The following is a 26,131-nucleotide window of genomic DNA, read 5'->3' as shown; positions in this document are numbered from 1 at the left end:
CCTGTACCAGCGCCTACCCAGATCTCCACCTCATAGCGATCGTCGGCAGCGTCAGATGTGTATAAGAGACAGGCGCAGGACGCGCGCGCGCTTGGTTTCCACGATCACCGTATTCGATCGGCCGTGGCTGAAGCTCTGCTTCACCTGGCCGGTCTCGACCGTGCGCTTCACACCCAAAGGTGCGCGCATGCCAAGTTTCGGCTTCTCGTTGTCCGTGTCGCTCACTCAAATTCCTCAGTCATGTCCACGGCCGGGCGTTGTCCGGTCGATCCGGACGCCCCTATATTTTGTGACGCCGATGCGCCCTGCGAGGCCGTTTCGCAAGACACGGAAGAAGGTTCGGAGCCGATAAAATGCAGCCAACGGTCGAGCGCTTCGCTCACCCGCTTTGCTGCAGCGCGGTCTGTCAGGCCAAGGTGTACCACATTTTCCCGTCCCAGCGCCAACGCCAATATGGTGCGCGACACCGGGAGTGCCAACCCCCGCAAACCCGAGCCCTCGACATCGTTGCCGATGCGCCACGCTTGATCGAGCTTGCGGTTGCCATCCTCGGCCGCATCGGACGCATGGTAGAGCGTCTTCAGCTTCCCCTGGCGCGCGTTCTGCTCGATCCGGTCGGAGCCGATCAACACCGTCCCCGACCGCGATTCGAGCCCGAGCCGGTCGAGCGCATTACGCTCCAGCGCGGCTTCGATCTTGGCCGGAAGCTCGGGATCGATGGTGAACTCGCCCGTTTTGAACGCGCGGGAGAGAGCGCCCTTGAGCTTGCCCTTCTTGATCGCGGCTTCGAGCTCGATTCGCGTGACACCGATCCAGGCGCCGCGGCCGGGAGCCTTGGCGCGCACGTCGGGAAGGATCTGCCCATCGGGCGACAACGCGAGTCGCACCAGGTGTGGCCGCACGTCGCGCTCCCCCGAGAGGATGCATTTGCGTACGGGCGCATCATCATCCCCCTCCCGCATGCGGGAGGGGCTAGGGTTGGGCTCGCGCTTTCTCCCATTGCTGCCCTTAGCTTGACCGGAAGCCGGGCGCCCACCCCTCGGTCCCCTCCCGCTTGCGGGAGGGGAGGAAGGTAGGGTGTCGGTAGCGCCTAGCGCCTCATCGGGAGGGTTCCGCATTTGCGTCCTCCTGCACCGGAGTTGCTTTCGGGGCGTCGCGGTCGACCAGCAGCTGGCCGCCCGCGCCGTAATTCTCGGTCGAGACCTCTTCGATCACGATCTGCACCGCAGCCGGGTTCTTTCCCAGCCGCTGCACAAGCGACTGGGTGACGTCGGCGACGATGCCGGACTTCTGGTCCTTGGTGGCGGACCCCGAGATGCGGATGCTGACGAAGGGCATCAGGCCTTGTCGCCCTCGCTCTTCGTGTCGGTCTTGTCCGCAGCGTCTTCAGCCACGGCGTCGTCCGCCGAAGCGTCCTCAGCCACGGCTTCGTCGGCCGTCGTCTCTTCAGTCGCAGCGTCCTCGACCACGGCGTCGTCAGCCGAAGCCTCTTCCACCGGAGTTTCGTCCGCCTCGACGTCATCAGCCGAAGCCTCGGGAGCCTCGTCCTCGAACCAGTGCGCGCGGGCGGCCATGATGATCTCGTTGCCCTGCTCGTCGCTCAGACCATATTCCGCGAGAATCCCGCCCTTAGGCTCAGGCCGCTTCGGCGCATCCTCGTTACGACGACGCGGCTCGACGCGCTTCTTCTCGACCAGCTCGTCGGTCGCGAGATCGGCGAGGTCGTCGAGCGTCTTGATGCCCGCCTTGCCGAGCGTGACCAGCATCGCCTCGTTCAGATACGGCATGCCCGCAAGCGCATCCTCAACGCCAAGTGCGGTACGCTCTTCGCGGCTCGCGGCGTCGCGACGCTCAAGCGCCTCGGTCGCACGGTTCTGCAACTCGCCGGCCAGGTCCTCGTCGAAGCCCTCGATGCCGGCGATCTCCTCGACCTCGACATAGGCGACCTCCTCCAGGTTCGTGAACCCTTCGGCGACCAGCAGCTGCGCGAGCGTCTCGTCGACGTCGAGCTCCTTCTCGAACATCGCCGAGCGCTCGACGAAGTCCTTCTGGCGCTTCTCCGACGCATCGGCCTCGGTGAGGATGTCGATCGCCTTGCCGGTCAGCTGCGACGCAAGCCGCACGTTCTGGCCACGACGACCAATCGCGAGGCTGAGCTGGTCATCGGGAACGACCACCTCGATGCGCTCTTCTTCCTCGTCGATCACGACGCGCGACACGGAGGCCGGCTGCAACGCGTTGACGACGAAGGTCGCGATGTCGGGCGACCACGGGATGATGTCGATCTTCTCGCCCTGCATTTCCTGCACGACGGCCTGAACACGGCTACCCTTCATGCCGACGCACGCCCCGACCGGATCGATGCTCGAATCATGCGAGATGACGCCGATCTTCGCGCGCGAACCGGGATCGCGGGCCGCGGCCTTGATCTCGATGATGCCGTCGTAGATCTCGGGCACTTCCTGCGCGAACAGCTTCTTCATGAAGTCGGGGTGCGCGCGGCTGAGGAAAATCTGCGGACCACGGTTCTCGCGGCGGACATTGAGGATCAGCGAGCGGATGCGGTCGTTGACGCGCACCACTTCGCGCGGGATCTGCGCGTCGCGGCGGATGACGCCCTCGGCGCGACCCAGGTCGACGACGACATGGCCGAACTCGACGCGCTTGACGACGCCGGTGATGATCTCGCCCGCGCGGTCCTTATACTCTTCGAACTGGCGCTCGCGCTCGGCGTCGCGGACCTTCTGGAAGATGACCTGCTTGGCGGCCTGTGCAGCGATGCGGCCGAACTCGATCGGGGGCAGCGGATCGACGATGAAGTCGCCCAGCGCCGCGTCCTTCTGCAGCTTCTGCGCGCCCTTGACGTCGACCTGTTTGAAATAATCGTCGACCGCCTCGACCACTTCGACGACGCGCCACAAGCGCAGGTCACCGGTGTTCGGATCGAGCTTCGCACGGATGTCGTTCTCGGCGCCGTAGCGCGAGCGGGCGGCGCGCTGGATCGCGTCCTCCATCGCTTCGATCACGATCGCCTTGTCGATCATCTTCTCCGACGCGACCGAATTCGCGATCGCGATCAGTTCCGCGCGGTTTGCGGTGACTGCCGTGGCCATCAATGCTGTCCTTCTTCGGTCTCGGTGCCCTGAGCATCAGGCTCGGCCACGTCTTGATAGAAAACTTCGTCCGCGCCTTCGGTGGAAAGCGGCGCGGTCGCGGCGATGAGTCGGTCGGTCATGACGAGCTTGGCGTCGGCGACCTGCGAAAAGTCGATCGTCATGATCTTGTGCTTGTTGACGTCGACGGTGATCTTCGTCCCCTCGACGCCCATCAGATTGCCCGAGATCTGCTTGCGGTCCTCGAACGGCTCGACGAGGCGGATACGCGCCTCCTGGCCTTCCCAGTCGGCAAAGTCCTGCAACCGCGTAAGCGGGCGATCGATACCGGGGCTCGACACTTCGAGACGATACGCCTCCTCGCCGACCGGGTCCTTGCCCTCGGCCTCGAGCGCGTCGAACTTGTCCGAGATGCGGCGCGACAGCTCGGCGCAGTCGTCGATCAGCAACTGGCGCGTGTCGGGGCGCTCGGCCATGACCTGCAACGTCGGATCGGACTTGCCGCCCTGCATGCGGACACGCACGAGGCTGAGGCCGAGCGCCGTGGCCTCGGGTTCGATCAGGTCGGTCAGCAGGGCGATATTCGCCATCGAAATTCCAAACAGGGCCAAAGCACAGGTGATTGCCGCCGCGGAGCAAGCCCTGCAGCCTCTTCATCTGGCGATGTAGAGAAGTGATGCCTCTATACGCGGGGTGGCGCTGGTCCGCAAGCGGGCGCAACCTTCATCGGTAACGCCGCGTTGGCGGAGAGATTTCCGGGAGAAGATCATGATTCGCAAAACGCTGTTCGCCACGGGTTTACTGACCGCCACGCTGCTCGCCTCGACCGCCTGTTCGGCGCAACCGGCAGCGGGGGGGAAGCCGTTCAAGGAGACGGTGGTCGCCGATTTCGATTCGCCGTGGGCGATGACGGTGCTGCCCGACAAGCGGATGCTGGTGACCGAGAAGCAGGGCCAGATGCTGCTCGTGTCCGCCGACGGCAAGTCGCGCCAGACGGTCGCGACGATCACGGTCGATTCGGCAGGGCAGGGCGGGCTGATGGACGTCGTCCTCGCCCCCGACTTCGCGACCAGCCAGCGCGTCTATTTCAGCTATTCGACCGCAGGCGAGGGCGGCAAGGGCGTCGTCCTCGCGCGCGGTCGCCTGCGTGCGAACGGCGGCGGCGGCGAGCGTCTCGGCGAGATCGAGACGATCTTCAGCGCGCGGCCCTTCGTCGAGGGCAACGGTCATTACTCCGGCCGCATCGCCTTCTCGCCGGACGGCCAATATCTGTTCTTCACCAATGGCGATCGCCAGAAATTCACGCCGGCGCAGGACCCGAAGGTCACGCTCGGCAAGGTGCTGCGCCTCACGCTCGACGGCAAACCCGCACCCGGCAATCCGCTCGCCGCAAAGGGCTTCGCACCCGAGATCTGGAGCTACGGCCACCGCAACCTGCTCGGCATCGCGTTCGACGCTCAGGGCAATCTCTGGGAGCAGGAGATGGGGCCGAAGGGCGGCGACGAGGTCAATTTGATCAAGCCCGGCCTCAACTATGGCTGGCCCAATGCCTCGAACGGCGGCCACTACGACGGCCGCGACATCCCCGATCACAAGCCCGGCGACGGCTATGAACCGCCCAAGGTATCGTGGAACCCGGTGATCTCGCCCGGCGGCCTGATGATCTATTCTGGCAGCATGTTCCCGCAGTGGAAGGGCGACGCGTTCATCGGCGGCCTGTCGTCGAAGTCGCTGGTGCGCGTCGACCTGAACGGCACGAACGCCGCGAAGGGCGACCAATGGGACATGGGCGCGAGAATCCGAGAGGTCGAACAAGGCCCCGACGGCGCGATCTGGGTGCTTGAAGACGGCGGCGAATCGCAAGGCCGCCTGATAAAACTGACCGCGAAGTGACCTCAATTCCCCTCCCGCTTGCGGGAGGGGTCAGGGGAGGGCGCGACGTACGTACTGGCGTCCGGTCGGTTAGGCACGCCCCTCCCCCGACCCCTCCCGCAAAGCGGAAGGGGAGCAGAAGCGGCTAATCGCGCACGATCAGGTAATTCATTCGCGCCGCGGCAATCGGCTTCTCCCGCTCGTCCTGCCACGCGGTCGCCTCGACGTTAGCCACCCGCGTCCCGAGCCGCGTCACCACGCCCGCCGCGCGCGTCGGCTTGTCGCGGCCGCCGCGCATGAAGTCGACCGTCACGTTCACCGGCTTGATCCGCGCGTCGGCACCACCCTCAGCCTCCAACGCATGCTGCAAAGCCGCAATCGCCGCCATCTCCAGCAACCCCGAGATCGCACCGCCATGCAGAAACCCCGGTCGCCCCAGCACGTCGTCCGCAAACGGCATCAGCAACACCGGTGGCGCGCCGTCCTCGGCTTCGACCGAAACGCGAAGGATCTCCGCATAGGGCGGCAAACCGATGGTCATGCCTCGGTCCTCCTGTTGAGACCCATGCCCGCGACATCGCCCACAACCATGAACGTCCCCGCGACATGCGCGAGCGGATCGTCCGGGTCGCCGTCATGCGCCTGTCCGCGCACGAACGCGATCGAGCGCGTGATCCGGTAGCATTCGCCGCGCCCGATCACCGTCTTGCCCGGCGTCGCCGGCCGCAGATAATCGACGCGCAGGTCGAGCGTCGCATGCGGTACGAACGCGTTGCGCTTGATCCAGATCGCCAGGCTCGTCGCCATGTCCATCATCGTGATGATCGGGCCCGACGCGATCACGCCGCTCGCCGGATCGCCGATCAGCCGTTCGTCATAGGGCAGCGCAAGCTCCGCCCAGTCTTCGCCATGCGCGTGATAGCGCATCCCCAGCGCGGCGCCGTGCCCGCCGAACCCGCGCGTCGCAAACCATTGTGGATCAAAACCAGCCATGCGCGAGCCTCTACACGCAGTGTGAGCGCGCGCAACATTGCGGGCGCGCGCGGGGCCGGTTAGCGTTCGTGCAAAGTTCGAGAGGATCGCCACAATGAACGACCGGGTCACGATTACCGTCGCCGAGGGCATCGCAGACGTCCGCCTCAACCGCGCCGACAAGATGAACGCGATTGATCCGGCGATGTTCGAAGGCATCGCCGCCGCGATCGACCGCCTCAAGGGGATGACGGACGTCCGCTGCGTCGTGCTGTCCGGCGAAGGCAAGGCGTTCTGCGCCGGCCTCGACATGGCCTCGATGGCGAGCGGCGGCTCGGGGGTCGCGCTCGGCGACCGGACCGAGGAGGGCGCGAACCTTCCCCAGCAGGTCGCCTGGGGCTGGCGCACGCTGCCGATGCCGGTGATTGCCGCAGTCCACGGCGTCGCGTTCGGCGGCGGCTTTCAGATCATGTCGGGCGCCGACATCCGCATCGCGCATCCGGGCGCGCGCTTCGCCATCCGCGAGAGCTATTGGGGCCTGGTCCCCGACATGGCTGGCATCGCCCTCTGGCGAACGCTCGCCCGCGACGACGTGCTGCGTGAACTGACCTACACCGCGCGCGAGTTCGACGGCGCGGAGGCGTTGCGACACGGCTTCGTCACGCGGCTGTCCGAAGACCCGCTCGGCGAAGCGATGATGCTCGCCCGCGAGATCGCAGCGAGGAACCCCCACGCGATCCAGGGCTCCAAGCGCCTCTACAACCTCGCGGCGGATGCGGACGCGGCGACGGTCCTGCTTGCCGAGACCGAAGAGCAGTTGAAGGTCATCCGCACCCCCAACCAGGTCGAGCAGGTGCGGGCCAACATGGAAAAGCGCGCAGCAGTGTTCGCCGACTGATCGCGTGGACCTGCCGTTGTCCGGGGTGACCCACCCGTATTCCGTCATCCTGACGAAAGTCAGGACCCAGAGTACCGCGCGCAGCCCTTTGTAATCCGGGATCCTGACTTTCGTCAGGATGACAGGGGGAGGGGACTTGTGATCGAAAGGCGCTACCCACTTGCAACCACCCCGGCGAAGGCCGGGGCCCAATTGGCAAGGCCGATGTAACGGAGCGCCGTTCTCAGTCAGCACCGTCTCCCAATTGGGTCCCGGCCTCCGCGGGGGTGGTGCGACACGGATACCCGCGTGATGCGAGGCAAGGGCAGCGCGGACGAGAAGCCCCGCTACTTCACCTTGTCATACGGCGTAAAATCTCGAAACCGGCAATATCCCGACGGGATCGACATGCCGGGCGACACCGTCCGAAAACGGTCGTTGCGACACAATTGCCCGCCATACACATCGACGATCAGCGTATCGAGCGGCCGCAGCGACGGGCATTCGCCGACCGGTCCGGTCTTCCAAATCCGTTTGCCAGACTGCCGGTACAGGATCGTCTGCGAATCGATGATTTCAGGCCCACTGTTGCGCTGGATATCGATGCACTGCACCGGTTTGCCCGCGACCCGTCCGCCGAGCGGATCGGACTTTCCAGCCGCCAGAGCAAATGCCAGCGATGCAACGATCATCGCGCGCATCACGGCTTCCGATACGGCACGAACTCACCGAAACTGCAGCTCCCCGTCGGAAACCGCGAAGACTGATCGAACGTCTGCGCGATGTCGCCGCGGCAAAGCTGACCGCTCGGCGTCCGCGTCACGAGGATGTCGCCCCGCCCGATCCCCTCGCACCCGCCGACGGTATCGCTGCGATACACCAGCCCCTTATTGACGCGGTACAGGATCGTCGCGCCGTAACCCGAACTCTGCTTTTGCGGGAACTGGCTGATGCACGTCTCGGGCTTGCCCGGCACCAGCCCGGCGAGTTCCTTCGCGAGCTTCTCCTGCACACCCGCCTCACGCACCTGCGCGCGTTCGACATCCGCTTGGGTCTGCGTACACGCGCCAAGAAGTAAAGCCGGCAGCATCAAGAGTGGCAGGGTCCGCATCCGCATCGCAACGCTCCTCAAAATCCCCGCCATCCTCATACGCCTTTTACCCGCGAAAATCATCCTTCGCCGCACGATACGCGGCAAGCTGCTCGACAGATGTTGCCCGCAGGAACGGGTTGGTCGCGCGCTCGCGCCCGATCGTCGTCGGCACGGTAGGTTCGCCCTTCGCGCGCGCCGCATCGACCTCGGCCATCCGCGTCACGATGTCGGCATTGTCCGGCTCGGCGACCAGCGCGTACCGCCCGTTGCTCTGCGTATATTCATGCCCGCAGAACACCTCGGTCTCGTCGGGCAGCACCGCATAGCGCTGCATGTTCGCGAACATATCCGCCGGCGTCCCCTCGAACAGCCGCCCACAGCCCATCGCGAACAGCGTGTCCCCAGTGAAGATCGCCGCATCGTCGGCGAAGTGGAACGCGATGTGTCCCTGCGTATGCCCCGGCACCGTCATCACGGTCGCCTCGTGCCCGCCGATCCGCACGACATCGCCTTCGCCGACCTGATCGTCGAGCGTCGGGATCTTGTCCGCCTCCGCCGCCGGGCCGACGATCGTCGCGCCATAGGCCTTCATCTCGGCGTTCCCGCCGGTGTGATCGGGATGCCAATGCGTCGTCCATACCCGGTCGATCCGCCAGTCGCGCTTCTTGGCGGCGGCAATCACCGGCCCCGCTTCGCCCGGATCGATCACCACCGTCTCGCCCGAGACGGTGTCGTGGATCAGCCAGGCATAATTATCGGACAGCACCGGTACGCGGACGATATCGAGCATCAGCGCGTCACCACTTGCCGGTATTCGGCATCGACGCCCACGGCTCGGCCGGATCGAGCGCGCCATCCGCCTGCAATAGCTCGATCGAGATGTTGTCGGGCGTCCGCACGAACGCCATGTGCCCGTCGCGCGGCGGCCGGTTGATCGTCACGCCCGAGTCCATCAGCCGCTGGCAGGTGTCGTAGATATTGTCGACGCGGTAGGCGAGATGGCCGAAATTGCGCCCCTCGCCATAGTCTTCGGGATCCCAATTGTGCGTCAGCTCGACCTCCGCACTCTCGTCGCCGGGCGCCGACAGGAAGATCAGCGTGAACCGACCCTTCTCGTTCTCCATCCGCCGGACCTCCCTCAGCCCCAGCAGTTCGAAGAACGCGATCGTCTTCGCCGGGTCGGTCACGCGGATCATCGTGTGGAGGTATTTCATGCTTGCTCCGAGGGTTGTTCGGAACGGCAGATAGGAACGGGGGCAGGGGCGTGAAAGGGTAGGGCTCCTAGGGAAGCTTGTTTCCCCGCGAAGGCGGGGATCCAGTCTGGGCTTCCGCCTTCGCCGGAGAACAAGGAAGCGGACGCTAGCGTCCGATCGGCGTGCTGGGCCGAGGAGCGCTGCTTCCCGTATCGAACTGCTTCAACGCGGTCACCGCACTCCGCCCCACCGGCGTATCCGGCGCCAGCCGCGCCGCCTGACCCCAGGCAGCCCGTGCGCCATCCTCGTCGCCTGCCAGCGCAGCGATATTGCCCGCCTCCAGCTGCACCGAGGCATCGTCCGCCGCGCGCCGCAACGCCTCGCCGATATCCTTCTTGGCCCGCACCGGGTTCCCCTCGCGCCGCGCCAAGGTCGCGGACAACAGCCACGCCAGCGGATCGTCCGCAGCATTGGTCAGCGCCAGATCGATATCGGTCCGCGCAGACTCCAGATCGCCCGTCGCGACTAGCGCCCGCGCATGATCGAGCTGTGCCTCACCCAGCGGCAACCCGGTGAGCGTCCCCGCGGTCAGTGCCGAATCGAGCGCAGCGCGTGCCTTGGCCGGGTCCGCTGCCGCCAGCCAGGCATTCCCCGCCTGCGCCCAATAGGTCGCCGCACCCGCATTCCTGGCGAGCTGCGCCGCGCGCGCGGCCTCCTCGAATTCGCCAGCCGCCGCCGGCCACGCCTTCTCCGCCGCGTAAGCGAGCCCGGCACATTCGCGCGCCGCGAAGCGCCCGCCCGCGATCCGCCACCGCGCCGCCTCGGCCCGGGCGCCCGCCGGATCGGTCTGGACGAGCGCGATACAGCGCTGCAACCGGTCGGTGCGGATATCGAGCGGCCCGGCCTCCGCGGGCGCTCGGAGCGCAGTTTGGCCGGAAGCCTGGGCAGCGGCGAGGGCAAGCAAAATCGAGATCATAAGGCGGCGATCACATCCTCGACCGCCCGGATGATGAGGGAAATGTCGCTATCGCGCGACAGGCGGTGGTCGCCGTCCTTGACCAGCCATGTCTGCACATCGGCTGAACGCAACAGCTCGGCGAGTCGCGCGGTCCGCTGCCACGGCACGTCCGGATCGCGCTGGCCCTGGACGAGCCGCACCGGGCCGTCGAACGCGATCTCGCCGAACATCAGCCGGTTCGCCTCGCCCGACGACCAGAATGCGCTAGTGTAGACGGTAGGCTCGGGACCGTAAGGGTTCTTGCGCTCAATCCGCCCGTTGCTCAGCAACGCCATCTTCTCGTCGGTGGTGAAGCCCCAGTCGGTAAAGTCGGGCGCCGGCGCGATCCCGACCAGCCCCTTGACCAGATCGGGGCGCATCTTCGCCGCCAGCAGCATCAGCCACCCGCCCAGCGACGATCCCACAAGGATCGCAGCCTCGTCGACCAGCGCATCGATCATCGCCAGCACGTCGTCGCGCCAGTCGACCAGAGTCTGGTCCTCGAACGCCCCCTCGCTCTGTCCGCACCCGCCATAATCGAACCGCAGGAACGCCCGTCCCTCGGACTTCGCCCACGCCTCCAGCGTCACCGCCTTGGTACCCGTCATGTCCGATGCGTACCCCGACAGGAACACGATCGTCGGGCCGGTACCCGGAGTATGGTGATAGGCGAGGCGAGGGCGCTCCTTCGCGGGAGGCGTGGTAGCGGCGGGCGCAGCGGCGGGAGCGATGTCGGTCATCCCGTGGCTTTAGACTGTCTTTGACGGGCTGGTGAAGATGTCTTCGATCGCCAGCCCGAACAGTTCGGCGATCGACGCTTTACAGGCCCTCTCGATCCCCCCCCCGCCAGGGGGAGGTGGCACCGAAGGTGACGGAGGGGGAGGATACGGAACGCCGGTGATCCCGTACCGCCTCCTCCGTCTGGCAAGCGCCAACTGCCTCCCCCTGGCGGGGGGAGGATCGATGGGACGACCGCGCGCCGCGTGTCAGATGATGAATTCGACCGTCTTCATCTGCGTCTGATCCACTGCGACCGCGCCGCGCTTTTCGACCATCTGGCGGTGCAGGTCTGCGACCGTATCGCTCCCCCGCGTCTTGCACAGTGCTGGGATGAAGGCGTGGACCAGCGCGCCGAGGCCGCCCTTGATCATCGTCAGCCCGAAGCGGCCGGCAACGCCGAAATGCTCGGCATAGCTCTCGCCGACGGTGGCGGGATGGTCGAGGAACAGGCGGCGAAACATCGGCGGTCTCCTTGGCGCCAAGCGTATCACCGCGCGGCCAAGGCGTCGACCATGCCGCTGGCGAGCACGCTCAGCGTGTCGTCTCGCGCACCCATCACGACGATGCGGTCGCCCGGTCTCGCCTCAGCCACCAGCGCGGCGGCCGCCTCCGCCCGGTCGGCGACATGGCGCGCATCACGACCGCGCTCGACGATCTGCGCGACGATGTCCGCACTCGTAACCTCCCGCGTGACCGTGCCGCCGTAATAGGCCGGGTCGGGGAGAACGAGCACATCGTCCTCCGCCATTCGCTCGACGAACGTCGCGACCAGCTCGCGCCCCATCACCTTCAACGGGCCATAGCCGTGCGGCTGGAAGAACAGCAGCAGCCGCCCGGGGAACGCGTGGAGCGTGTCGAGCGTCGCGGCGATCTTGTCCGGGTTGTGCCCGAAATCGTCGATCACCGCTACGCCGCCAGCCTCTCCAACGAGGTCGAAGCGGCGGCGCAGACCCGTGAACCCCGCAATCGCCTTCACCGCATCGGCCAGCGACACATCCGCCGCCATCGCCGCCCCGATCGCGGCCAGCGCGTTCGAGACGTTATGCCGCCCCGGCACCGCGAGCTTCACCGGCGTCCGCACGCCGCGCGACACGAGATCGAAGCGGATCGCGAACGGCTCGGGCTTGAGGTTCTCGGCGCGCAGGTCGGCCGACGCGTCGATCGCGAACGTGGTAACCTGACCGCGCGGCAGGCGTGCAGCGAGCGCGGCGGCATCGGGATCGTTCGCGTTCACCACCGCCGTCTCGGCCTTGGCGATGAAGTCCCCGAACAGCAGGCGCAGTTCCTCCAACGACTTGTGATCGAGGCTGACATTGTTGAGCACCGCGATCTTCGGCGCATAGCCCGCGATCGAGCCGTCGCTCTCGTCGACTTCGCTGACGAACGCCTCGCCCTCGCCAATCAGCGCGCTCGCGAACGGCGCGTCGGGGGTGGCGAAGTTCTTCATCACCGCGCCGTTCATCACCGTCGGATCGCGCCCGACCGCGTGCAGGATCCAGCCGATCATGCCCGTAACGGTCGACTTGCCGCTCGTCCCGGCGACCCCGATCGGCAACCGGCTGTCGTTGAACAGCGACGCCAGCATCGCCGCGCGGGTCGAGCGGGTGCAGCCGAGCGCGTCCGCCGCGATCATGTCGGGCACGGTGGCCTCGATCGCGGCGGAGGCGATGACGAGCTGGTCTGCCGAGACGATCCCGCTCCCGTCCTGTGGGAACAGCGCGACGCCCTTGGCGGCAAGGTCGTCGAACTTGGCAGGCACCCGGCCCTGGTCGAGGTTGCGGTCCGATCCGGCGACGCTCGCGCCGCGCCCCGCGAGGATCATCGCGAGCGGCATCATGCCCGAGCCGCCGATGCCGACGAAGAAGCAGGGCCCGAATGAAGATTTGCTGATATCCATGACGCCGCGATATGGGCGGTTTGGTAACGGGGCAAGGTCGGGAACACGAACAATGCGCATCGGTGTGCTCGCCGCGTCGAGCCGGACCAATCCCGCGGCGATCGCCAAGATCACCGCCTATGCGGCGACCGCGTTCCCGGAGGTCGAGCTCGTCTTCCATCCGCAATGCCTGGAGACCGACGGCCATTTCGCGGGCTCCGACTTTCGCCGCGCGGCGGCGTTTCTGGAATACGCCAACGACCCCGCGTTCGACGCGCTCTGGTTTTTGCGCGGTGGCTATGGCGCGAACCGCATCCTCGCGATGGTCATGCCCGAACTCGGCCGCGCGGCGCGCCACAAGACGTATCTCGGCTATTCCGACGTCGGCTTCCTCCTCGGCGCGCTGTACGCCCGGCGGATCGGCCGACCGGTGCACGGCCCAATGGTCAGCGACATCAACCGCCACGACGGCGAGGCGACGGTCGCGCGGTCGCTCGGCTGGATGGTGCGCGGCGATCGGGCAGGTCTGGAACCCGGGCTCGACGGACGCCCCTCGGCGGCGTTCAACCTCAGCATCCTGACCTCGCTGATCGGCACGCCGTGGTTGCCCGACCTGACCGATCACGTCCTGATCGTCGAGGAGGTGTCCGAGCCGATGTACGCGATCGACCGGATGCTCTTCAAAGTCGCCAACGCCACGCAGTTGAAGGGGATTGCGGGACTGCGCCTCGGCGCGGTGACCGCGGTGCAGGAGAACGACCCGCCCTGGGGCGAGACTCTCGATTATATGATGGTCCGCTGGAGCCGCGACATGAGCGTGCCGTATCTGGGGCGGGCGGAGGTCGGTCACACGCAGGCGAATCGGGTGGTCCCATTCGGCGTGGCTTGAGGCGGTCCGGGTAACGGGGGCTGCGAGGAAGTCCCGTCCGTGCTTAGGTCACCGAACCAAGTTTCGACCATAGACCTCAGCCCCGACCGTCATCCCCCCGACCGTCAGCCCCCCCCCCGACCGTCAGCCCCCCCCGACCGTCACCCCAGCGAAAGCTGGGGTATCCCCGTTGGCGGACGTCGCGGCTTGAACCGGGAGATCCCAGCTTTCGCTGGGATGACGGTTTGTGTTGGTGCCAGAGGATAGGACGTGAATTCGTGCGTTTTACCTCGCCGTCGGATCGATCACCGTCATCCCGCCGAACCGCACCTTGGGCTGCCCCGCCATCGTATAGCTCTCCGCCGCCTGCTCCACCGCCCAGGCCCGCAAATTCGCCACCACTTCCACCCGCTGCAACCGATCCCGCTCACGCATGAACACGATCAGGTCGTCGCGCCGGCTGCAGTCGCGCATGTCCGCCGTCGCGCACGGCGAATACAGGATCGCCAGCGCCACGATCCTGCCCTCAGGATCGAGCACCGCTGCACCCTTCTCGCCGCAGCTCTGCGCGCGGCACGCGGTGAAGCGGTACAGTTCGCCGATCCGCTTCGGCTCATCCGGCGGGCCGCCGAGCACATCGAATTGCTGCCTCGCGACATCGCCATCCTTGTAGAGATAGCTCGCCTTGCGTTTGCCGATGAAGCGCCGGACAGCGATCCTGAACGCGGGCGCCCCTATAAGCTGGTTCGTGTTGCGACACGCCGCGAGCCGGGATGGCGTGCACCGGGGCGCCGGCTCGTGGGCGGGCGCAGCGGCGGCGGACAGCATCAGCAGAATACCCAACATTACCGTCTCCCAACCGTCGCCGCCATGCTGCGCGCGCGCCATGTCCGTCTAGAGTAGCCCTCTTCGCGGATCGCCTTATATACACCCAAATAGACAGTGGGCGCCCAGCGCGCTCGCACGCACCAATCCCGAGAGAAAGTCTCCCATGTCCGCAATGTTCCGAATCACGCTGCCCGACGGTTCCGTCCGCGAGGTTGCGCCCGGGACTACCCCCGCGGATGTCGCCGCCGCGATCGGCCCCGGCCTCGCCAAGGCCGCGCTCGCCGCACGGATCGACGGTCAGGTGCGCGATCTCAACCGGCCGTTCGAAGGGGACACGCAGCTTGCCCTCGTCACCGCGCGCGACGAGGCCGATGCGCTCGAACTCGTCCGTCACGATCTCGCGCACGTCATGGCGGAGGCGGTGCAGCACCTGTTCCCCGGCACGCAGATCACCTTCGGCCCGGCGACCGACGACGGCTTCTATTACGACTTCGCCCCCCCCAAGATTGATGGGAAGGACCGTCCGTTCACCGACGAGGACCTGCCCGCGATCGAGGCCGAGATGCGCGCGATCATCGCCCGGAACGAGCCGTTCGTGCGCGAGGTCTGGTCGCGCCAGCAACTGATCGATCGCTGGACGCAGCAGGGCGAGAGCTTCAAGGCCGAATGGGCCGCCGAACTGCCCGAGGGCGACGAACTGACGATCTACCGCCAGGGCGAGTGGCTCGACATGTGCCGCGGGCCGCACATGGCCTCGACCGGCAAGCTCGACCCCGCCGCGTTCAAGCTCACGCGCGTGTCGGGCGCGTATTGGCGCGGCGACCAGAAGAACGCGATGCTGTCACGCATCTACGGCACCGGCTGGCTCAACAAGAAGCAGCTCGACCAGCATCTCTTCCGCCTCGAGGAAGCCGCCAAGCGCGATCATCGGAAGATCGGCGCGGAGATGGACCTGTTCCATCTCCAGTCCGAGGCACAAGGGTCGGTGTTCTGGCATCCCAAGGGCTTCGTGCTCTGGCGCCAGATGGAGGCGTATATGCGCCGTCGTCTCGATGCCGCGGATTATGCCGAGGTCAAGACCCCGCAGCTGATGGACGCCAAGCAGTGGGAGCAGTCCGGCCACTGGGGCAAGTACCGCGAGAACATGTTCGTCGTGCCGGACGAGATTCCCAATGCGGAGGACGAGGGCGCGATCCTGTCGGGCGAGGGCGACCTGATGGCGTTGAAACCCATGAACTGCCCGGCGCACGTGCTGATCTTCAAGCAGGGGATCAAGTCGTACCGCGACCTGCCGATCCGGATGGCCGAGTTCGGCTGCTGCCACCGCAACGAGCCGCACGGGGCGCTGCACGGCATCATGCGCGTCCGCCAGTTCACGCAGGACGACGCGCATATCTTCGTCCGCGAAGACCAGCTGGTCGAGGAAGTGCGCAAGTTCTGCGAGCTGCTCGACAGCGTCTACAAGGACCTCGGTTTCGAGGATTACGCGGTGAAGCTCGCGCTGCGCCCCGACAAGCGGTTCGGCGACGACGCGATGTGGGACAAGGCCGAGGCGGAACTGCGCGAGGCGGTGATGCAGTCGGGCCTGAGCGACACGATCAAGGCGAACTTCGAGGAACTGCCGGGCGAGGGCGCATTCTATGCGCCGAAGCTCGAATTCCACCTGACCGACGCGATCGGGCGGACGTGGCAGGTCGGCACGATCCAGTCGGATCGCGTGCTGCCCGAGCGACTCGACGCATCGTATGTGGGCGCGGACGGCGAGCGGCACCGCCCGGTCATGCTCCACCGCGCGATCCTGGGGACGTTCGAGCGCTTCATCGGCATCATGATCGAGCACCACGCCGGCCGCTTCCCGCTCTGGCTCGCGCCGGTGCAGGTGGTTGTCGCGACGATCGTGTCCGACGCGGACGACTATGCGCATGAGGTCGCGGCGAAGCTGAAAGCGGCCGGGCTCCGCGTCGAAACCGATCTCCGCAACGAGAAGATCAACTATAAGGTGCGCGAGCATTCGCTGGCGAAGGTGCCGCTGCTGTTCGTGGTCGGCAAGCGCGAGGCGGACGAGGGTACCGTCGCGATCCGCCGTCTCGGCAGCCAGGGCCAGGAGATGATGGCGGTCGGCGATGCGACCGCACGGGTTGCGATCGAGGCGCGCGCACCCGATATGTAAGTCAAGGGCCGGCTGTTCTAGCGCATGTTTCTGCGCTATAGGCCGGCCCAAATATTGTCAGAAACTTCAGGAGCAACCCCCATACGTCCTCCCACGATACGCCGGCCGATGCAGACGCCCGCGATGAACGGCCCGCGATTCAACGAATTCATCCAGAGTCAGAAGGTCCGCGTGATCGATCACGAGGGCGAGAATCTGGGCGTGATGTTCACGCGCGAAGCGATCGAGCAGGCCGCCGAGCATGGCCTGGACCTGGTCGAGGTATCGCCGAACGCTGATCCGCCCGTCGCCAAGTTCCTCGATGTCGGCAAGTTCAAGTACGAGGCGCAGAAGAAGGCGAACCTCGCACGCAAGTCGCAGAAGACGCAGGAGATCAAGGAGATCAAGATGCGTCCTAACATCGACGACCACGACTATGACACGAAGATGAAGAAGGTGAACGACTTCATCGGCGAGGGCGACAAGGTCAAGATCACGCTGCGTTTCCGCGGTCGCGAGCTCAGCCATGGCCAGCTCGGCATGAACCTGTTGAAGCGCGTCCAGGACGATGTCGCGGAGATCGCCAAGATCGAGGCGTACCCGCGCATGGAAGGCCGCCAGATGCTGATGGTGCTCGCACCGAAGTAAGCTGCACCGCCATCCATCAGGGTGCGCAGGCTATGAGGCCGGTTCGACAGGGGTCGGACCGGCCTTTTTCGTGTCTGCGTCGCTCCCGTGCGTCCGGGCGGTAGCGGAACCGCCACCCAGCCCCTAGATTCCGGTCAATGTCCGCTCCCAATTCCCCCGACCGTTTCAACGAAGACAAATCCACCTTCGCCGTCCGCGGTGGCGGGGAGGCGCCCGATCTCGCGGCGGGCGTGGCGGCGATCCGCAACGTGCTCGACACGCTGCCGATCCGCCCCGGCGTCTACCGCATGCAGGACGCGCGCGGCGACGTGCTGTACGTCGGCAAGGCCCGTGCGCTGCGGAACCGCGTCGCGAACTATGTCCAGGTCGAGCGGCTCACCAAGCGCCTCCAGCGGATGGTGTCGCAGACCCGGTCGATGACGATCGTCACGACCAACAACGAGGCCGAGGCGCTGCTGCTCGAATCGCAGCTGATCAAGCGGTATCGCCCCGCCTACAACGTGCTGCTGCGCGACGATAAGAGCTTCCCGTTCATCCTCCTGCGCGACGACCATGCGTTCCCGCGCGTCCAGAAACACCGCGGCGCGCGGCGGGCGAAGGGCAATTACTACGGCCCGTTCGCCAGCGCCGGGTCGGTCAACAACACGCTCAACGCGCTCCAGAAGCTGTTCCTCCTGCGCAGTTGCACCGACAGCTTCTTCAAGACTCGCGACCGGCCGTGCCTGTTGTATCAGATCAAGCGCTGCTCGGCGCCGTGCGTCGGCCGCATCGACGAGGCCGCCTACCGGGAGCTGACCGAGGATGCGAAGGCGTTCCTCGGCGGCAAGTCGACCGGCGTGCAGGCCAAGCTCGGTGCGCAGATGCAGGCCGCGGCGGAGAACATGGACTTCGAACTCGCGGCGCTGCTCCGCGACCGTCTTCGCGCACTCACCTTCATCCAGGGGACGCAGGCGATCAACGCGGAAGGCGTGGGCGACGCCGACATCTTCGCGATGGCCTGCAAGGATGGGCTGATCGGCATCCAGGCGTTCTTCATTCGAGGCGGCCAGAACTGGGGCCATCGCAGCTTCTTCCCGCAGCACACCAACGATGTCCCCGAGGACGAGGTGCTGACCAGCTTCCTCGGCCAGTTCTATGAGGACGTGCCGCCGCCCAAGCAGATCCTGCTCGACCGCGAATTGCCGGAGGGCGCGCTGCTCGTCGAGGCGTTGGGCGAACGCGCCGGCTACAAGGTCGCGATCCAGGTCCCGCAGCGCGGCGATCGCCGCCGCCTGATGGACCAGGCCACGCGCAACGCGGTCGAGGCGATCGAGCGGCGGCAGGCTGAGTCGACGACCCAGGCGAAACTCCTGCGTGAAGTCGCCGACCTGTTCGACCTGCCCGAGCCCCCGCAGCGGATCGAGATCTACGACAACAGCCACATCCAGGGCACCGCCGCGACCGGCGCGATGGTCGTCGCGGGGCCCGAGGGGTTCCGCAAGGGCCAGTATCGAAAGTTCAACATCAAGAACAAGGATACCGCGCCGGGCGACGATTTCGCGATGATGCGCGAGGTCTTCACCCGGCGGTTCGCGCGCGCGCAGGCCGAAGACCCCGATCGCGACTCAGGCGACTGGCCGGATCTGGTGCTCATCGACGGCGGCAAGGGTCAGCTCAATACGGTGAAGGCCGCGCTCGAGGAGATCGGCGTCGAGGACGTGTGCCTGGTCGGGATCGCCAAGGGGCCGGAACACGGCCGCGATGGTCGCGAGGTGTTCCACATGCTCGATGGTCGCGAGTTCCAGTTGCCGGTCAATGCCCCGGTGCTGTTCTACCTCCAGCGCCTCCGCGACGAGGTCCACCGGTTCGCGATCGGCGTCCACCGCGACAAGCGCAGCAAGGCGATCGGCGCCAGCCCGCTCGACGAGGTCCCCGGCATCGGTCCGGCGCGGAAGAAGGCACTGCTGATGCACTTCGGCACCGGCCGCGCGGTCCGCAATGCCAGCCTGCAGGATCTGCAACAGGCGCCCGGCGTGTCGGCCGGGGTGGCGCAGCAGGTGTATGATTTCTACCATTCGCGCTGAGCGGTGGCCGTCGGCGACGCTCGCCGCCTGCGATCGTAAGGAAACGAAACCTGATCTTCATTATCCTCGGATAGAGAGGGCGCAGTGACCACGCCCGTCTTCCTGACTATTGATACGGAGTTCGCGTGGCGGCATCACGTCGCCGGGCTCGACTGCGACGCGATTTACGCGCGGTCGCTTGAGCCGGCCGGCGTCGGGCTCGCCTATCAATTGGGCGAACTCGCGCGGCACGATCTGAAAGCGTGTTTCTTTGTCGATCCGATGCCCGGCATCACCTTCGGCCTCGCCCCCATTCGGCGCATGATCGAGACGATTCTCGCCGCGGGACAGGAGGTCCAGCTTCATCTTCATCCCAACTGGACGACCGCGAAAGCCGGCGACCGCGGCGCCGCGCACGACCGGTTCGCGCTGTTCGACTATAGCCTCGCCGAGCAGACCGACCTGCTCATGCGCGCCACCGAATTGCTGGTCGAGGCAGGAGCACCGCACCCGATCGCCTTCCGTGCCGGCAGCTATGCGGCCAACGACGACACATTGACCGCGCTCGCGGCACTCGGGTTCAGCTACGACAGCAGCCACAACGGGTCGGAAGCGCCCGGGACGAGCCGCATCTCGTTGCCCGCACAGCAGATTTCGCCGGTACGACGTGCGCAGGACAAGGGCCTGATCGAGGTTCCCGTCACCGTGATCGAGGATCGGCGTGACAAGATTCGCACCTTCCAGCTCTGCGCGCTGTCGGCTGGCGAGACCTATGACGCGCTGGAGCATGCCGCGGTGTCGGGGCATGCGGTGGTGACGATCGTCAGCCACGGCTTCGAACTGGCGAACCGGAGCGGCACGCGGCCCAACGCGGTCCATGTGCGGCGCTTCACGGCGTTGTGCGGAATGTTGTCGGAGATGCGCGAAGTGTTGCCGACGCATCATTTCGCGGATCGCCCGCCGCTCGCGCTCGACCGCGCGGATACGCCGCTCGCGCCCGATCAGTTGCGGACCCGCTGGCGGCAGGCCGAACAGCTCTGGTCGAACTGGGTCGAGGAACGGCCGCGATCGCGCGGGCTGTAATGGCGGACGATGCGGTTCGACGCCTGCCGCTGAAGTTCCAGATCGGCGCCCGGACCCTCGCGACCATCCCCCGGTACCTGATGCGCGTGTCGTTTTCGCTCGACGCCGTGCTCGCGCCGACAGCACCGATCCTGCCGCCGCTGCCCGACGACGCCGATGGCTATCTGGTGACGTCGTTGCCCGAACCGATGCTTGGCGGTCTCGATCGCCACGGCCTGCTCGCGTTCGTTCGGCAGCGCTATGTGCGATATCATATCGATCTTGCGGCGGGGGAGGCGGCGTGGCTCGCGGGATTGTCCGGCAGCGCAAGGTCGGGGATCAAGCGCAAGGCGAAGAAGCTCGCCGCAGCGAATGGCGGCGTGCTCGATATCCGGCGCTATCACGATGCAGCGGCGTTCGGCGACTTCCACCCGCTCGCCCGCGCGGTGTCGGTGACAACGTATCAGGAGAAGCTGCTCGGATCGGGACTGCCCGACGATACGGCTTCGGTGCGCCATCTCGTATCGCTCGCGGCGCAGGACAGGGTGCGTGCCTGGCTGGCGTTCATTGCAGGCGTGCCGGTCGCCTATCTGTGCTGCACCGCCGATGGCCAATCGCTGTGTTACACCTATGTCGGGCATGATCCGGCGCATAACGACCTGTCGCCGGGCGCGGTTTTGCAGGTCGAGGCGATGCGCGCGCTGTTCGCGGAGAAGCGGTTCGCACGGTTCGACTTCACCGAGGGGGAAGGGCAGCACAAGCGGCAATTCTCGACCGGGGGGACGGCGTGCGTCGATGTGCTGCTGTTGCGGCCAACGCTGGCGAACCGCCTGACGGTGATGGCGTTGCAGACGTTCGACCGTGCGATCGCGACGGCCAAACGCGCCGCAACGCATCCGGCCTTGGCCACGCTCGCAAAGAAGATCCGCCGCTGATCGTTTCCCCATCCTGAGGGAGAGAGGGGTGGAGACCTTTTTACCCTCTCCCATGCGGAGCGGGGTATAGGACCTGCATGCACCTCCGCGCAGCTGCCATCGTCGTCGCCGTCCGCCAACACGGCGAGCACGGCGCGATCGTGCGGGCGCTGACCCGCAACGACGGTGTCCAGCCCGGCTATGTCCGCGGCGGACGGTCGCGCGCGATGCGGCCGGTGCTGCTCCAGGCGAACGTCATCCTGGGCGAATGGCGCGCGCGGACCGGCGAGCAACTCGCCTCGCTGACCGCCGAACTGATCCACAGCCGCGCGCAGATGCACGGCGAGCCGCTGGCGGCGGGCGCACTCGAATGGGCCACCGCGCTGACCGCCGCCGCGCTGCCCGAAGCGCAGCCTTATCCGCACATCCACGATGCGCTCGAAGGCGTGCTCGGTGCGATCGAGGCAGCACCATCGGCGCGCGGCTGGGCGGCGGCGCTGGTCCGGTACGAATTATTGGTGCTCGCCGAACTCGGCTTCGGACTCGACCTCGACCGCTGCGTCGCGAGCGGAATCGAAGAGGATCTCGGCTTCGTCAGTCCAAAGAGCGGCGCGGCGGTCTCGCGTGGGGCGGCGTTCGGCTATGAGGCCAAGCTGCTCAGATTGCCGCCCTTCCTTCTCACCGGTGGCGAGGCTGCGTGGTCTGACATCTTCGACGGCCTGCGACTGACCGGCCATTTCCTCGCGCGCGATATCCTCGTCGACCGTCGCGCCGACCCGTTGGCGGCGCGCGACCGGCTGGTCGATCGCCTCAAAAGGGCGGTTGCGTGAGCGCGCACCGCCCGGCAAGGGGCCGCGCAGGAGGAACGCACATGCCCTTGATCGCGATACTGGCCGGCGACGGCATCGGACCCGAAGTCACCGCGGAAGCGCGGCGGGTGCTCGATACGCTCGGCCTCGACCTCAGCTACGAAGAGGGCCTCGTCGGCGGCGCCGCGTACAAGGCCGCCGGTCATCCGCTGCCGCCCGAGACGCTCGACCTCGCCCGCCGCGCCGACGCCATCCTGTTCGGCGCGGTCGGCGATCCGGACTGCGATGCGCTCGAACGCCAGTTCCGCCCCGAGCAAGCCATTCTCGGCCTGCGCAAGGACCTCGGCCTGTTCGCCAATTTGCGTCCTGCCAAGCTGTTCGCGGGCCTCGAGGATGCCTCCGCACTCCGTCCCGAGATTGCCCGGTCGATCGATATGGTCATCGTCCGCGAGCTGACCGGCGACGTGTATTTCGGCGCGAAGGGCATCCGCACCACCGCCGATGGCCTGCGCGAGGGCCATGACGAGATGCGGTACGACGAGACCGAGATCGCGCGTATCGCCCGCGTCGGCTTCGAGACCGCACGCACCCGCAAGGGCAAGTTGCTGTCGGTCGACAAGGCCAACGTGCTCGAAACCTCGCAGCTCTGGCGCGACGTCGTGATCGAGGTGTCGGCCGACTATCCCGACGTCGAACTCAGCCACATGTACGTCGACAACGCGGCAATGCAGCTGGTGCGCAACCCTGGCCAGTTCGACGTGATCGTCACCGGCAATCTGTTCGGCGACATCCTCTCCGACGAGGCGTCGATGTGCGCGGGCTCGATCGGCATGCTGCCGTCCGCCGCGCTCAACGGCTCGAACAAGGGCATGTACGAGCCGATCCACGGCAGCGCGCCCGACATCGCCGGTCAGGGCAAGGCCAATCCGTGCGCCGCGATCCTCTCCGCGGCGATGATGCTGCGCCACTCGCTAGATCTGCCCGACGCCGCCGACCGGATCGAGGCGGCGGTCGCGGCCGCGATCCTGGGCGGCGCGCGGACGCCCGATCTCGGCGGTACGCTGTCGACCCGCGGCATGGGTGATGCCATTCTCGCCGAACTCGGCTGAGCTTGTGATCGCCGACCTTCTCGAACTTGCGATCGTCATCCCGACTTTCAACGAGAAGGCCAACGTCCCGACGTTGATCGCCAAGCTCGACCAGGCGCTGGCCGGGCGCAACTGGGAGGCGATCTTCGTCGACGACGACAGTCCCGACGGCACCGCCGATGCCGCGCGCGCGATCGCCCGGCTCGACAAGCGCGTGCGTGTGATCCAGCGGATCGGTCGGCGTGGGCTGTCGTCGGCGTGCATCGAGGGCATGTGCGCCACCGCCGCCCCGATCGTCGCGGTGATCGACGGCGATCTCCAGCACGACGAGACGTTGCTGCCGAAGATGCTCGATCTGCTCAAGGACGAAGAGGCCGACGTGGCGATCGGCTCGCGCTTCGTCAGCGGCGGCTGCACCGGGGAGTGGGACAGCGACCGCGTCGCCAAGTCGGCGCTCGCAACCAAGCTGTCGCGCCGCGTGCTGAAATGCGATCTCAACGATCCGATGAGCGGCTTCTTCATGATCCGCACCGACATCGTCCGCCGCCTCGCGCCATCGCTGTCGGCGATCGGCTTCAAGATCCTGCTCGACTTGCTGACCGCCTCGCCGACGCCGCTGCGCTTCGTCGAGGTCCCCTACACCTTCCGCTGCCGCACCGAGGGCGAGAGCAAGCTCGATCACGTCGTCGCGATGGAATATCTGATCGCGATCTACGACCGGATGTTCGGGCGTGTCGTGCCGGTGCGGTTCGCGATGTTCTCCGCGATCGGCGTGCTCGGCGTCGGCATCCACATGGCGGTGCTGACCGCTTTGTTCGTCGGGTTCGGTACGAATTTCGTCGTTGGGGAGATCGTCGCGACGCTCGCCGCGCTCACGTTCAACTTCTTCCTCAACAACGCGCTGACCTATCGGGACCGGCGGCTCAAGGGCTGGCGGCAACTGGTCGACGGTTGGGTGTCGTTCGCGGTAATCTGCTCGGTCGGCGCGGTCGCCAACGTCGGCATCGCCGCGTTCCTGTACGAGATGCGCGACGGGGCGTGGGCCGCCTCGGCGCTGAGCGGCGTGCTGGTCGGCGCGGTGTGGAACTACGCGCTGTCGTCGAAATTCACCTGGGGGCGGTACTGACCGAACCCGCGATCCTCCCCCGCAAGGGGGAGGTGTCACCGAAGGTGACGGAGGGGGAGGGTACGGCACAGAGGTTTTCCCTTACCTCCCCCTCCGTCTGGCAAGAGCCAGCCACCTCCCCCTGGCGGGGGAGGATTGAGACACGCGGACCGCTCCCGACACCTGCAAGGCTTGTCATCCCCGCTCCCCCCCGGCAAAGCGGCGCGCATGAAGCGCAAGACCGGCCAGGATCGTTCGATCACCCAGAATTGGCGTCCCGCGACGCGCGCCATCCGCGGCGGCACCGCCCGCAGCGAATATGGCGAGACGTCGGAGGCGTTGTTCCTCACCTCGGGCTATTGCTACGACAAGGCGGGCGACGCCGCGGCGCGCTTTGCCGGCGAGCAGGAGGGGATGACCTATTCCCGCCTGCAGAACCCGACCGTGCAGATGCTCGAGGAGCGGATCGCTCTGCTGGAAGGCGCCGAGGCGTGCCGGACGATGGCGACCGGCATGGCGGCAATGACCGCGTCTTTGCTCTGCCAGCTCCAGGCCGGCGATCACCTCGTCGGTGGCCGCGCGGCGTTCGGCTCGTGCCGCTGGCTCACCGACACGCTGCTGCCGAAGTTCGGCATCGCCACGACGATCGTCGATGCGCGCGATCCGCAGGCGTTCCTCGACGCGGTCCGCCCCGAGACCAAGGTGTTCTTCTTCGAGACGCCGGCCAACCCGACCATGGACATCGCCGACCTGACCGCGATCTGCGCGATCGCGCGCGAACGCGGGATCACGACGGTGGTCGACAATGCGTTCGCGACGCCGGCCTTGCAGCGACCGATGGAGTTCGGTGCGGATGTCACCGCGTACAGCGCGACCAAGATGATGGACGGGCAGGGCCGCGTGCTCGCCGGCGCGGTTTGCGGGACCGAGGATTTCATCACCAACACGCTGCTGCCGTTCACGCGCAACACCGGGCCGACGCTCTCGCCGTTCAACGCCTGGGTGGTGCTCAAGGGTCTCGAGACGCTCGACCTGCGCATCCACCGCCAGTCCGAGAACGCGATGAAGGTCGGGCAATTCCTCGAAGGCCGTGTGCCCCGCGTGCTGCATCCCTTCCTGCCGAGCCATCCGCAGCATGAACTGGCGATGCGCCAGATGGACGCCTGCGGCCCCATCTTCGCGTTCGAGGTCGAGGGGCGCGAGCAGGCGCATGCGTTGCTCGATGGTCTCGAACTGGTCGACATCTCGAACAACATCGGCGACTCGCGCTCGCTGATGACCCACCCGGCATCGACCACGCACGCCAGCGTCTCGCCCGACAAGCAGATCGAGATGGGCGTGACCGAGGGGCTTCTCCGCATCAACGTAGGGCTCGAAGACGCGCAGGATGTGATCGACGACCTCGATCAAGCCCTGAGTAAGGCTGGCCTGTGAAAGCGCTGTTCCCCAACGCGGCGACGACCGATGGGGTGACGGTGCGCGTGTCGGTCAGCTATTTGCCCGAACAGTCCGAGCCCGAGCGCGGCCGTTGGTTCTGGGCGTATCACATCCGCCTCGAGAATGAGGGCACGGAGACGGTCCAGTTGCTCACCCGCCACTGGGTGATCACTGACGGCCGCGGCGCGCGGCATTCGGTCGAGGGCGAGGGCGTGGTCGGCGAACAACCGGTGATCGAACCGGGCGCGAGCTTCGACTATGTCTCGGGCTGCCCGCTGGCGACGCCTTCGGGCGCGATGCAGGGCAATTACCGCATGGTCCGCGAAGACGGCGCGATCTTCGACGTCGAGATCCCCCGCTTCTCGCTGTTCGCCCCCGCGGTGCTGCATTGATGCGCGAACATTACAT

General features: G+C 66.6%; 28 protein-coding genes and 1 pseudogene. 13 read left to right on the top strand and 16 right to left on the bottom strand.

The window, feature by feature from the left end; all coding sequences use genetic code 11:
- Positions 1-75 precede the first annotated feature (75 nt).
- The 5 genes and pseudogenes from SPHN_RS07320 to rimP form a co-directional block, all read right to left on the bottom strand.
- A pseudogene (locus tag SPHN_RS07320) lies at positions 76-189 on the bottom strand (translation initiation factor IF-2 associated domain-containing protein); the annotation flags it as partial.
- A 32-nt stretch (positions 190-221) separates the two neighbouring features.
- Positions 222-962, bottom strand: coding sequence for a DUF448 domain-containing protein (locus tag SPHN_RS07315; RefSeq protein WP_248522363.1), 741 nt, complete (start codon positions 960-962; stop codon positions 222-224).
- Positions 963-1,098: 136 nt separating this feature from the next.
- Positions 1,099-1,338 carry a tautomerase family protein gene (locus SPHN_RS07310; RefSeq protein ID WP_248522361.1) on the bottom strand — a complete coding sequence of 80 codons (240 nt, stop codon included), beginning with the start codon at positions 1,336-1,338 and terminating at the stop codon, positions 1,099-1,101.
- The gene (gene nusA / locus SPHN_RS07305) at positions 1,338-3,113 is read right to left on the bottom strand and encodes a transcription termination factor NusA (protein ID WP_248522359.1); all 1,776 of its coding nucleotides are present in this window, start codon (positions 3,111-3,113) and stop codon (positions 1,338-1,340) included. The genes SPHN_RS07310 and nusA overlap by 1 nt, the downstream gene beginning before the upstream one ends.
- Positions 3,113-3,703: a ribosome maturation protein RimP gene (gene rimP / locus SPHN_RS07300; protein ID WP_248522357.1), complete on the bottom strand. Its 591-nt coding sequence runs from the start codon at positions 3,701-3,703 to the stop codon at positions 3,113-3,115. Before rimP ends, nusA begins: the two co-directional genes overlap by 1 nt.
- A 178-nt stretch (positions 3,704-3,881) precedes the next feature.
- Here rimP and SPHN_RS07295 point away from each other — a divergent pair, with 178 nt between their 5' ends.
- Positions 3,882-5,006, top strand: a complete 1,125-nt coding sequence (locus SPHN_RS07295; protein WP_248522356.1) for a PQQ-dependent sugar dehydrogenase — start codon at positions 3,882-3,884, stop codon at positions 5,004-5,006.
- A gap of 124 nt (positions 5,007-5,130) precedes the next feature.
- Here the strand turns inward: SPHN_RS07295 and SPHN_RS07290 are convergent, their stop codons facing one another.
- Both SPHN_RS07290 and SPHN_RS07285 read right to left on the bottom strand, forming a co-directional pair.
- On the bottom strand, positions 5,131-5,526 hold the full coding sequence (locus SPHN_RS07290; RefSeq protein WP_248522354.1) for a PaaI family thioesterase: 396 nt from the start codon (positions 5,524-5,526) through the stop codon (positions 5,131-5,133).
- Positions 5,523-5,978 (bottom strand): PaaI family thioesterase, encoded by a 456-nt coding sequence (locus tag SPHN_RS07285; RefSeq protein WP_248522353.1) that lies wholly within the window; start codon positions 5,976-5,978, stop codon positions 5,523-5,525. Before SPHN_RS07285 ends, SPHN_RS07290 begins: the two co-directional genes overlap by 4 nt.
- A gap of 94 nt (positions 5,979-6,072) precedes the next feature.
- On the opposite strand from SPHN_RS07285, the gene SPHN_RS07280 reads away from it, so the two are divergent.
- The gene (locus SPHN_RS07280) at positions 6,073-6,855 is read left to right on the top strand and encodes a crotonase/enoyl-CoA hydratase family protein (protein WP_248522351.1); all 783 of its coding nucleotides are present in this window, start codon (positions 6,073-6,075) and stop codon (positions 6,853-6,855) included.
- Positions 6,856-7,181: 326 nt separating this feature from the next.
- Here SPHN_RS07280 and SPHN_RS07275 read toward each other — a convergent pair whose 3' ends face one another.
- The 8 genes from SPHN_RS07275 to SPHN_RS07240 form a co-directional block, all read right to left on the bottom strand.
- Positions 7,182-7,535: a hypothetical protein gene (locus tag SPHN_RS07275; protein ID WP_248522349.1), complete on the bottom strand. Its 354-nt coding sequence runs from the start codon at positions 7,533-7,535 to the stop codon at positions 7,182-7,184.
- A complete protein-coding gene (locus tag SPHN_RS07270; protein ID WP_248522347.1) occupies positions 7,535-7,951 on the bottom strand; it encodes a hypothetical protein in 417 nt (138 codons plus the stop codon). The genes SPHN_RS07275 and SPHN_RS07270 overlap by 1 nt, the downstream gene beginning before the upstream one ends.
- A 40-nt stretch (positions 7,952-7,991) precedes the next feature.
- Positions 7,992-8,717, bottom strand: coding sequence for a hydroxyacylglutathione hydrolase (gloB, locus tag SPHN_RS07265; protein ID WP_248522345.1), 726 nt, complete (start codon positions 8,715-8,717; stop codon positions 7,992-7,994).
- Positions 8,718-8,724: 7 nt separating this feature from the next.
- The gene (locus tag SPHN_RS07260; protein ID WP_248522343.1) at positions 8,725-9,141 is read right to left on the bottom strand and encodes a VOC family protein; all 417 of its coding nucleotides are present in this window, start codon (positions 9,139-9,141) and stop codon (positions 8,725-8,727) included.
- A 145-nt stretch (positions 9,142-9,286) separates the two neighbouring features.
- The gene (locus SPHN_RS07255) at positions 9,287-10,096 is read right to left on the bottom strand and encodes a hypothetical protein (RefSeq protein WP_248522341.1); all 810 of its coding nucleotides are present in this window, start codon (positions 10,094-10,096) and stop codon (positions 9,287-9,289) included.
- Complete coding sequence (locus tag SPHN_RS07250; RefSeq protein ID WP_248522339.1) at positions 10,093-10,857, bottom strand: alpha/beta fold hydrolase; 765 nt, start codon at positions 10,855-10,857, stop codon at positions 10,093-10,095. The genes SPHN_RS07255 and SPHN_RS07250 overlap by 4 nt, the downstream gene beginning before the upstream one ends.
- A gap of 246 nt (positions 10,858-11,103) precedes the next feature.
- Positions 11,104-11,358, bottom strand: coding sequence for a DUF6356 family protein (locus SPHN_RS07245; RefSeq protein ID WP_248522338.1), 255 nt, complete (start codon positions 11,356-11,358; stop codon positions 11,104-11,106).
- A gap of 26 nt (positions 11,359-11,384) precedes the next feature.
- Positions 11,385-12,794 carry a glutamate ligase domain-containing protein gene (locus SPHN_RS07240; protein WP_248522337.1) on the bottom strand — a complete coding sequence of 470 codons (1,410 nt, stop codon included), beginning with the start codon at positions 12,792-12,794 and terminating at the stop codon, positions 11,385-11,387.
- A gap of 52 nt (positions 12,795-12,846) precedes the next feature.
- On the opposite strand from SPHN_RS07240, the gene SPHN_RS07235 reads away from it, so the two are divergent.
- The gene (locus SPHN_RS07235; protein ID WP_248522335.1) at positions 12,847-13,662 is read left to right on the top strand and encodes an LD-carboxypeptidase; all 816 of its coding nucleotides are present in this window, start codon (positions 12,847-12,849) and stop codon (positions 13,660-13,662) included.
- 264 nt (positions 13,663-13,926) lie between these two features.
- Here the strand turns inward: SPHN_RS07235 and SPHN_RS07230 are convergent, their stop codons facing one another.
- Entirely contained in the window at positions 13,927-14,529 is a 603-nt protein-coding gene (locus SPHN_RS07230; RefSeq protein ID WP_248522333.1) for a hypothetical protein, read from the bottom strand.
- 103 nt (positions 14,530-14,632) lie between these two features.
- Here SPHN_RS07230 and thrS point away from each other — a divergent pair, with 103 nt between their 5' ends.
- From thrS to apaG, 10 genes are all read left to right on the top strand, one after another.
- Complete coding sequence (thrS, locus tag SPHN_RS07225; RefSeq protein ID WP_248522331.1) at positions 14,633-16,639, top strand: threonine--tRNA ligase; 2,007 nt, start codon at positions 14,633-14,635, stop codon at positions 16,637-16,639.
- A gap of 123 nt (positions 16,640-16,762) precedes the next feature.
- Positions 16,763-17,266 carry a translation initiation factor IF-3 gene (gene infC / locus SPHN_RS07220; RefSeq protein WP_248522329.1) on the top strand — a complete coding sequence of 168 codons (504 nt, stop codon included), beginning with the start codon at positions 16,763-16,765 and terminating at the stop codon, positions 17,264-17,266.
- A gap of 137 nt (positions 17,267-17,403) precedes the next feature.
- Positions 17,404-19,329 carry an excinuclease ABC subunit UvrC gene (gene uvrC / locus SPHN_RS07215; protein ID WP_248522326.1) on the top strand — a complete coding sequence of 642 codons (1,926 nt, stop codon included), beginning with the start codon at positions 17,404-17,406 and terminating at the stop codon, positions 19,327-19,329.
- Positions 19,330-19,413: 84 nt separating this feature from the next.
- A complete protein-coding gene (locus SPHN_RS07210; RefSeq protein ID WP_248522324.1) occupies positions 19,414-20,391 on the top strand; it encodes a polysaccharide deacetylase in 978 nt (325 codons plus the stop codon).
- Positions 20,391-21,305 (top strand): GNAT family N-acetyltransferase, encoded by a 915-nt coding sequence (locus SPHN_RS07205; protein WP_248522322.1) that lies wholly within the window; start codon positions 20,391-20,393, stop codon positions 21,303-21,305. Before SPHN_RS07210 ends, SPHN_RS07205 begins: the two co-directional genes overlap by 1 nt.
- 77 nt (positions 21,306-21,382) lie before the next feature.
- Positions 21,383-22,114, top strand: a complete 732-nt coding sequence (gene recO / locus SPHN_RS07200) for a DNA repair protein RecO (RefSeq protein ID WP_248522320.1) — start codon at positions 21,383-21,385, stop codon at positions 22,112-22,114.
- Positions 22,115-22,155: 41 nt separating this feature from the next.
- Complete coding sequence (leuB, locus tag SPHN_RS07195; RefSeq protein WP_248522319.1) at positions 22,156-23,202, top strand: 3-isopropylmalate dehydrogenase; 1,047 nt, start codon at positions 22,156-22,158, stop codon at positions 23,200-23,202.
- 7 nt (positions 23,203-23,209) lie between these two features.
- Entirely contained in the window at positions 23,210-24,307 is a 1,098-nt protein-coding gene (locus SPHN_RS07190; protein ID WP_248522428.1) for a glycosyltransferase family 2 protein, read from the top strand.
- 207 nt (positions 24,308-24,514) lie between these two features.
- Positions 24,515-25,720, top strand: a complete 1,206-nt coding sequence (locus SPHN_RS07185) for a trans-sulfuration enzyme family protein (RefSeq protein WP_248522317.1) — start codon at positions 24,515-24,517, stop codon at positions 25,718-25,720.
- Positions 25,717-26,115 (top strand): Co2+/Mg2+ efflux protein ApaG, encoded by a 399-nt coding sequence (gene apaG, locus SPHN_RS07180; protein ID WP_248522315.1) that lies wholly within the window; start codon positions 25,717-25,719, stop codon positions 26,113-26,115. The genes SPHN_RS07185 and apaG overlap by 4 nt, the downstream gene beginning before the upstream one ends.
- The last annotated feature ends 16 nt before the right edge of the window (positions 26,116-26,131 follow it).

The organism is Sphingomonas faeni, assembly GCF_023195535.1.
In the GTDB taxonomy this organism is placed as follows: domain Bacteria; phylum Pseudomonadota; class Alphaproteobacteria; order Sphingomonadales; family Sphingomonadaceae; genus Sphingomonas; species Sphingomonas faeni_B.
The sequence above is the reverse complement of the archived record's forward strand: the minus strand, read 5'-3'. Positions and strand labels throughout refer to the sequence as shown.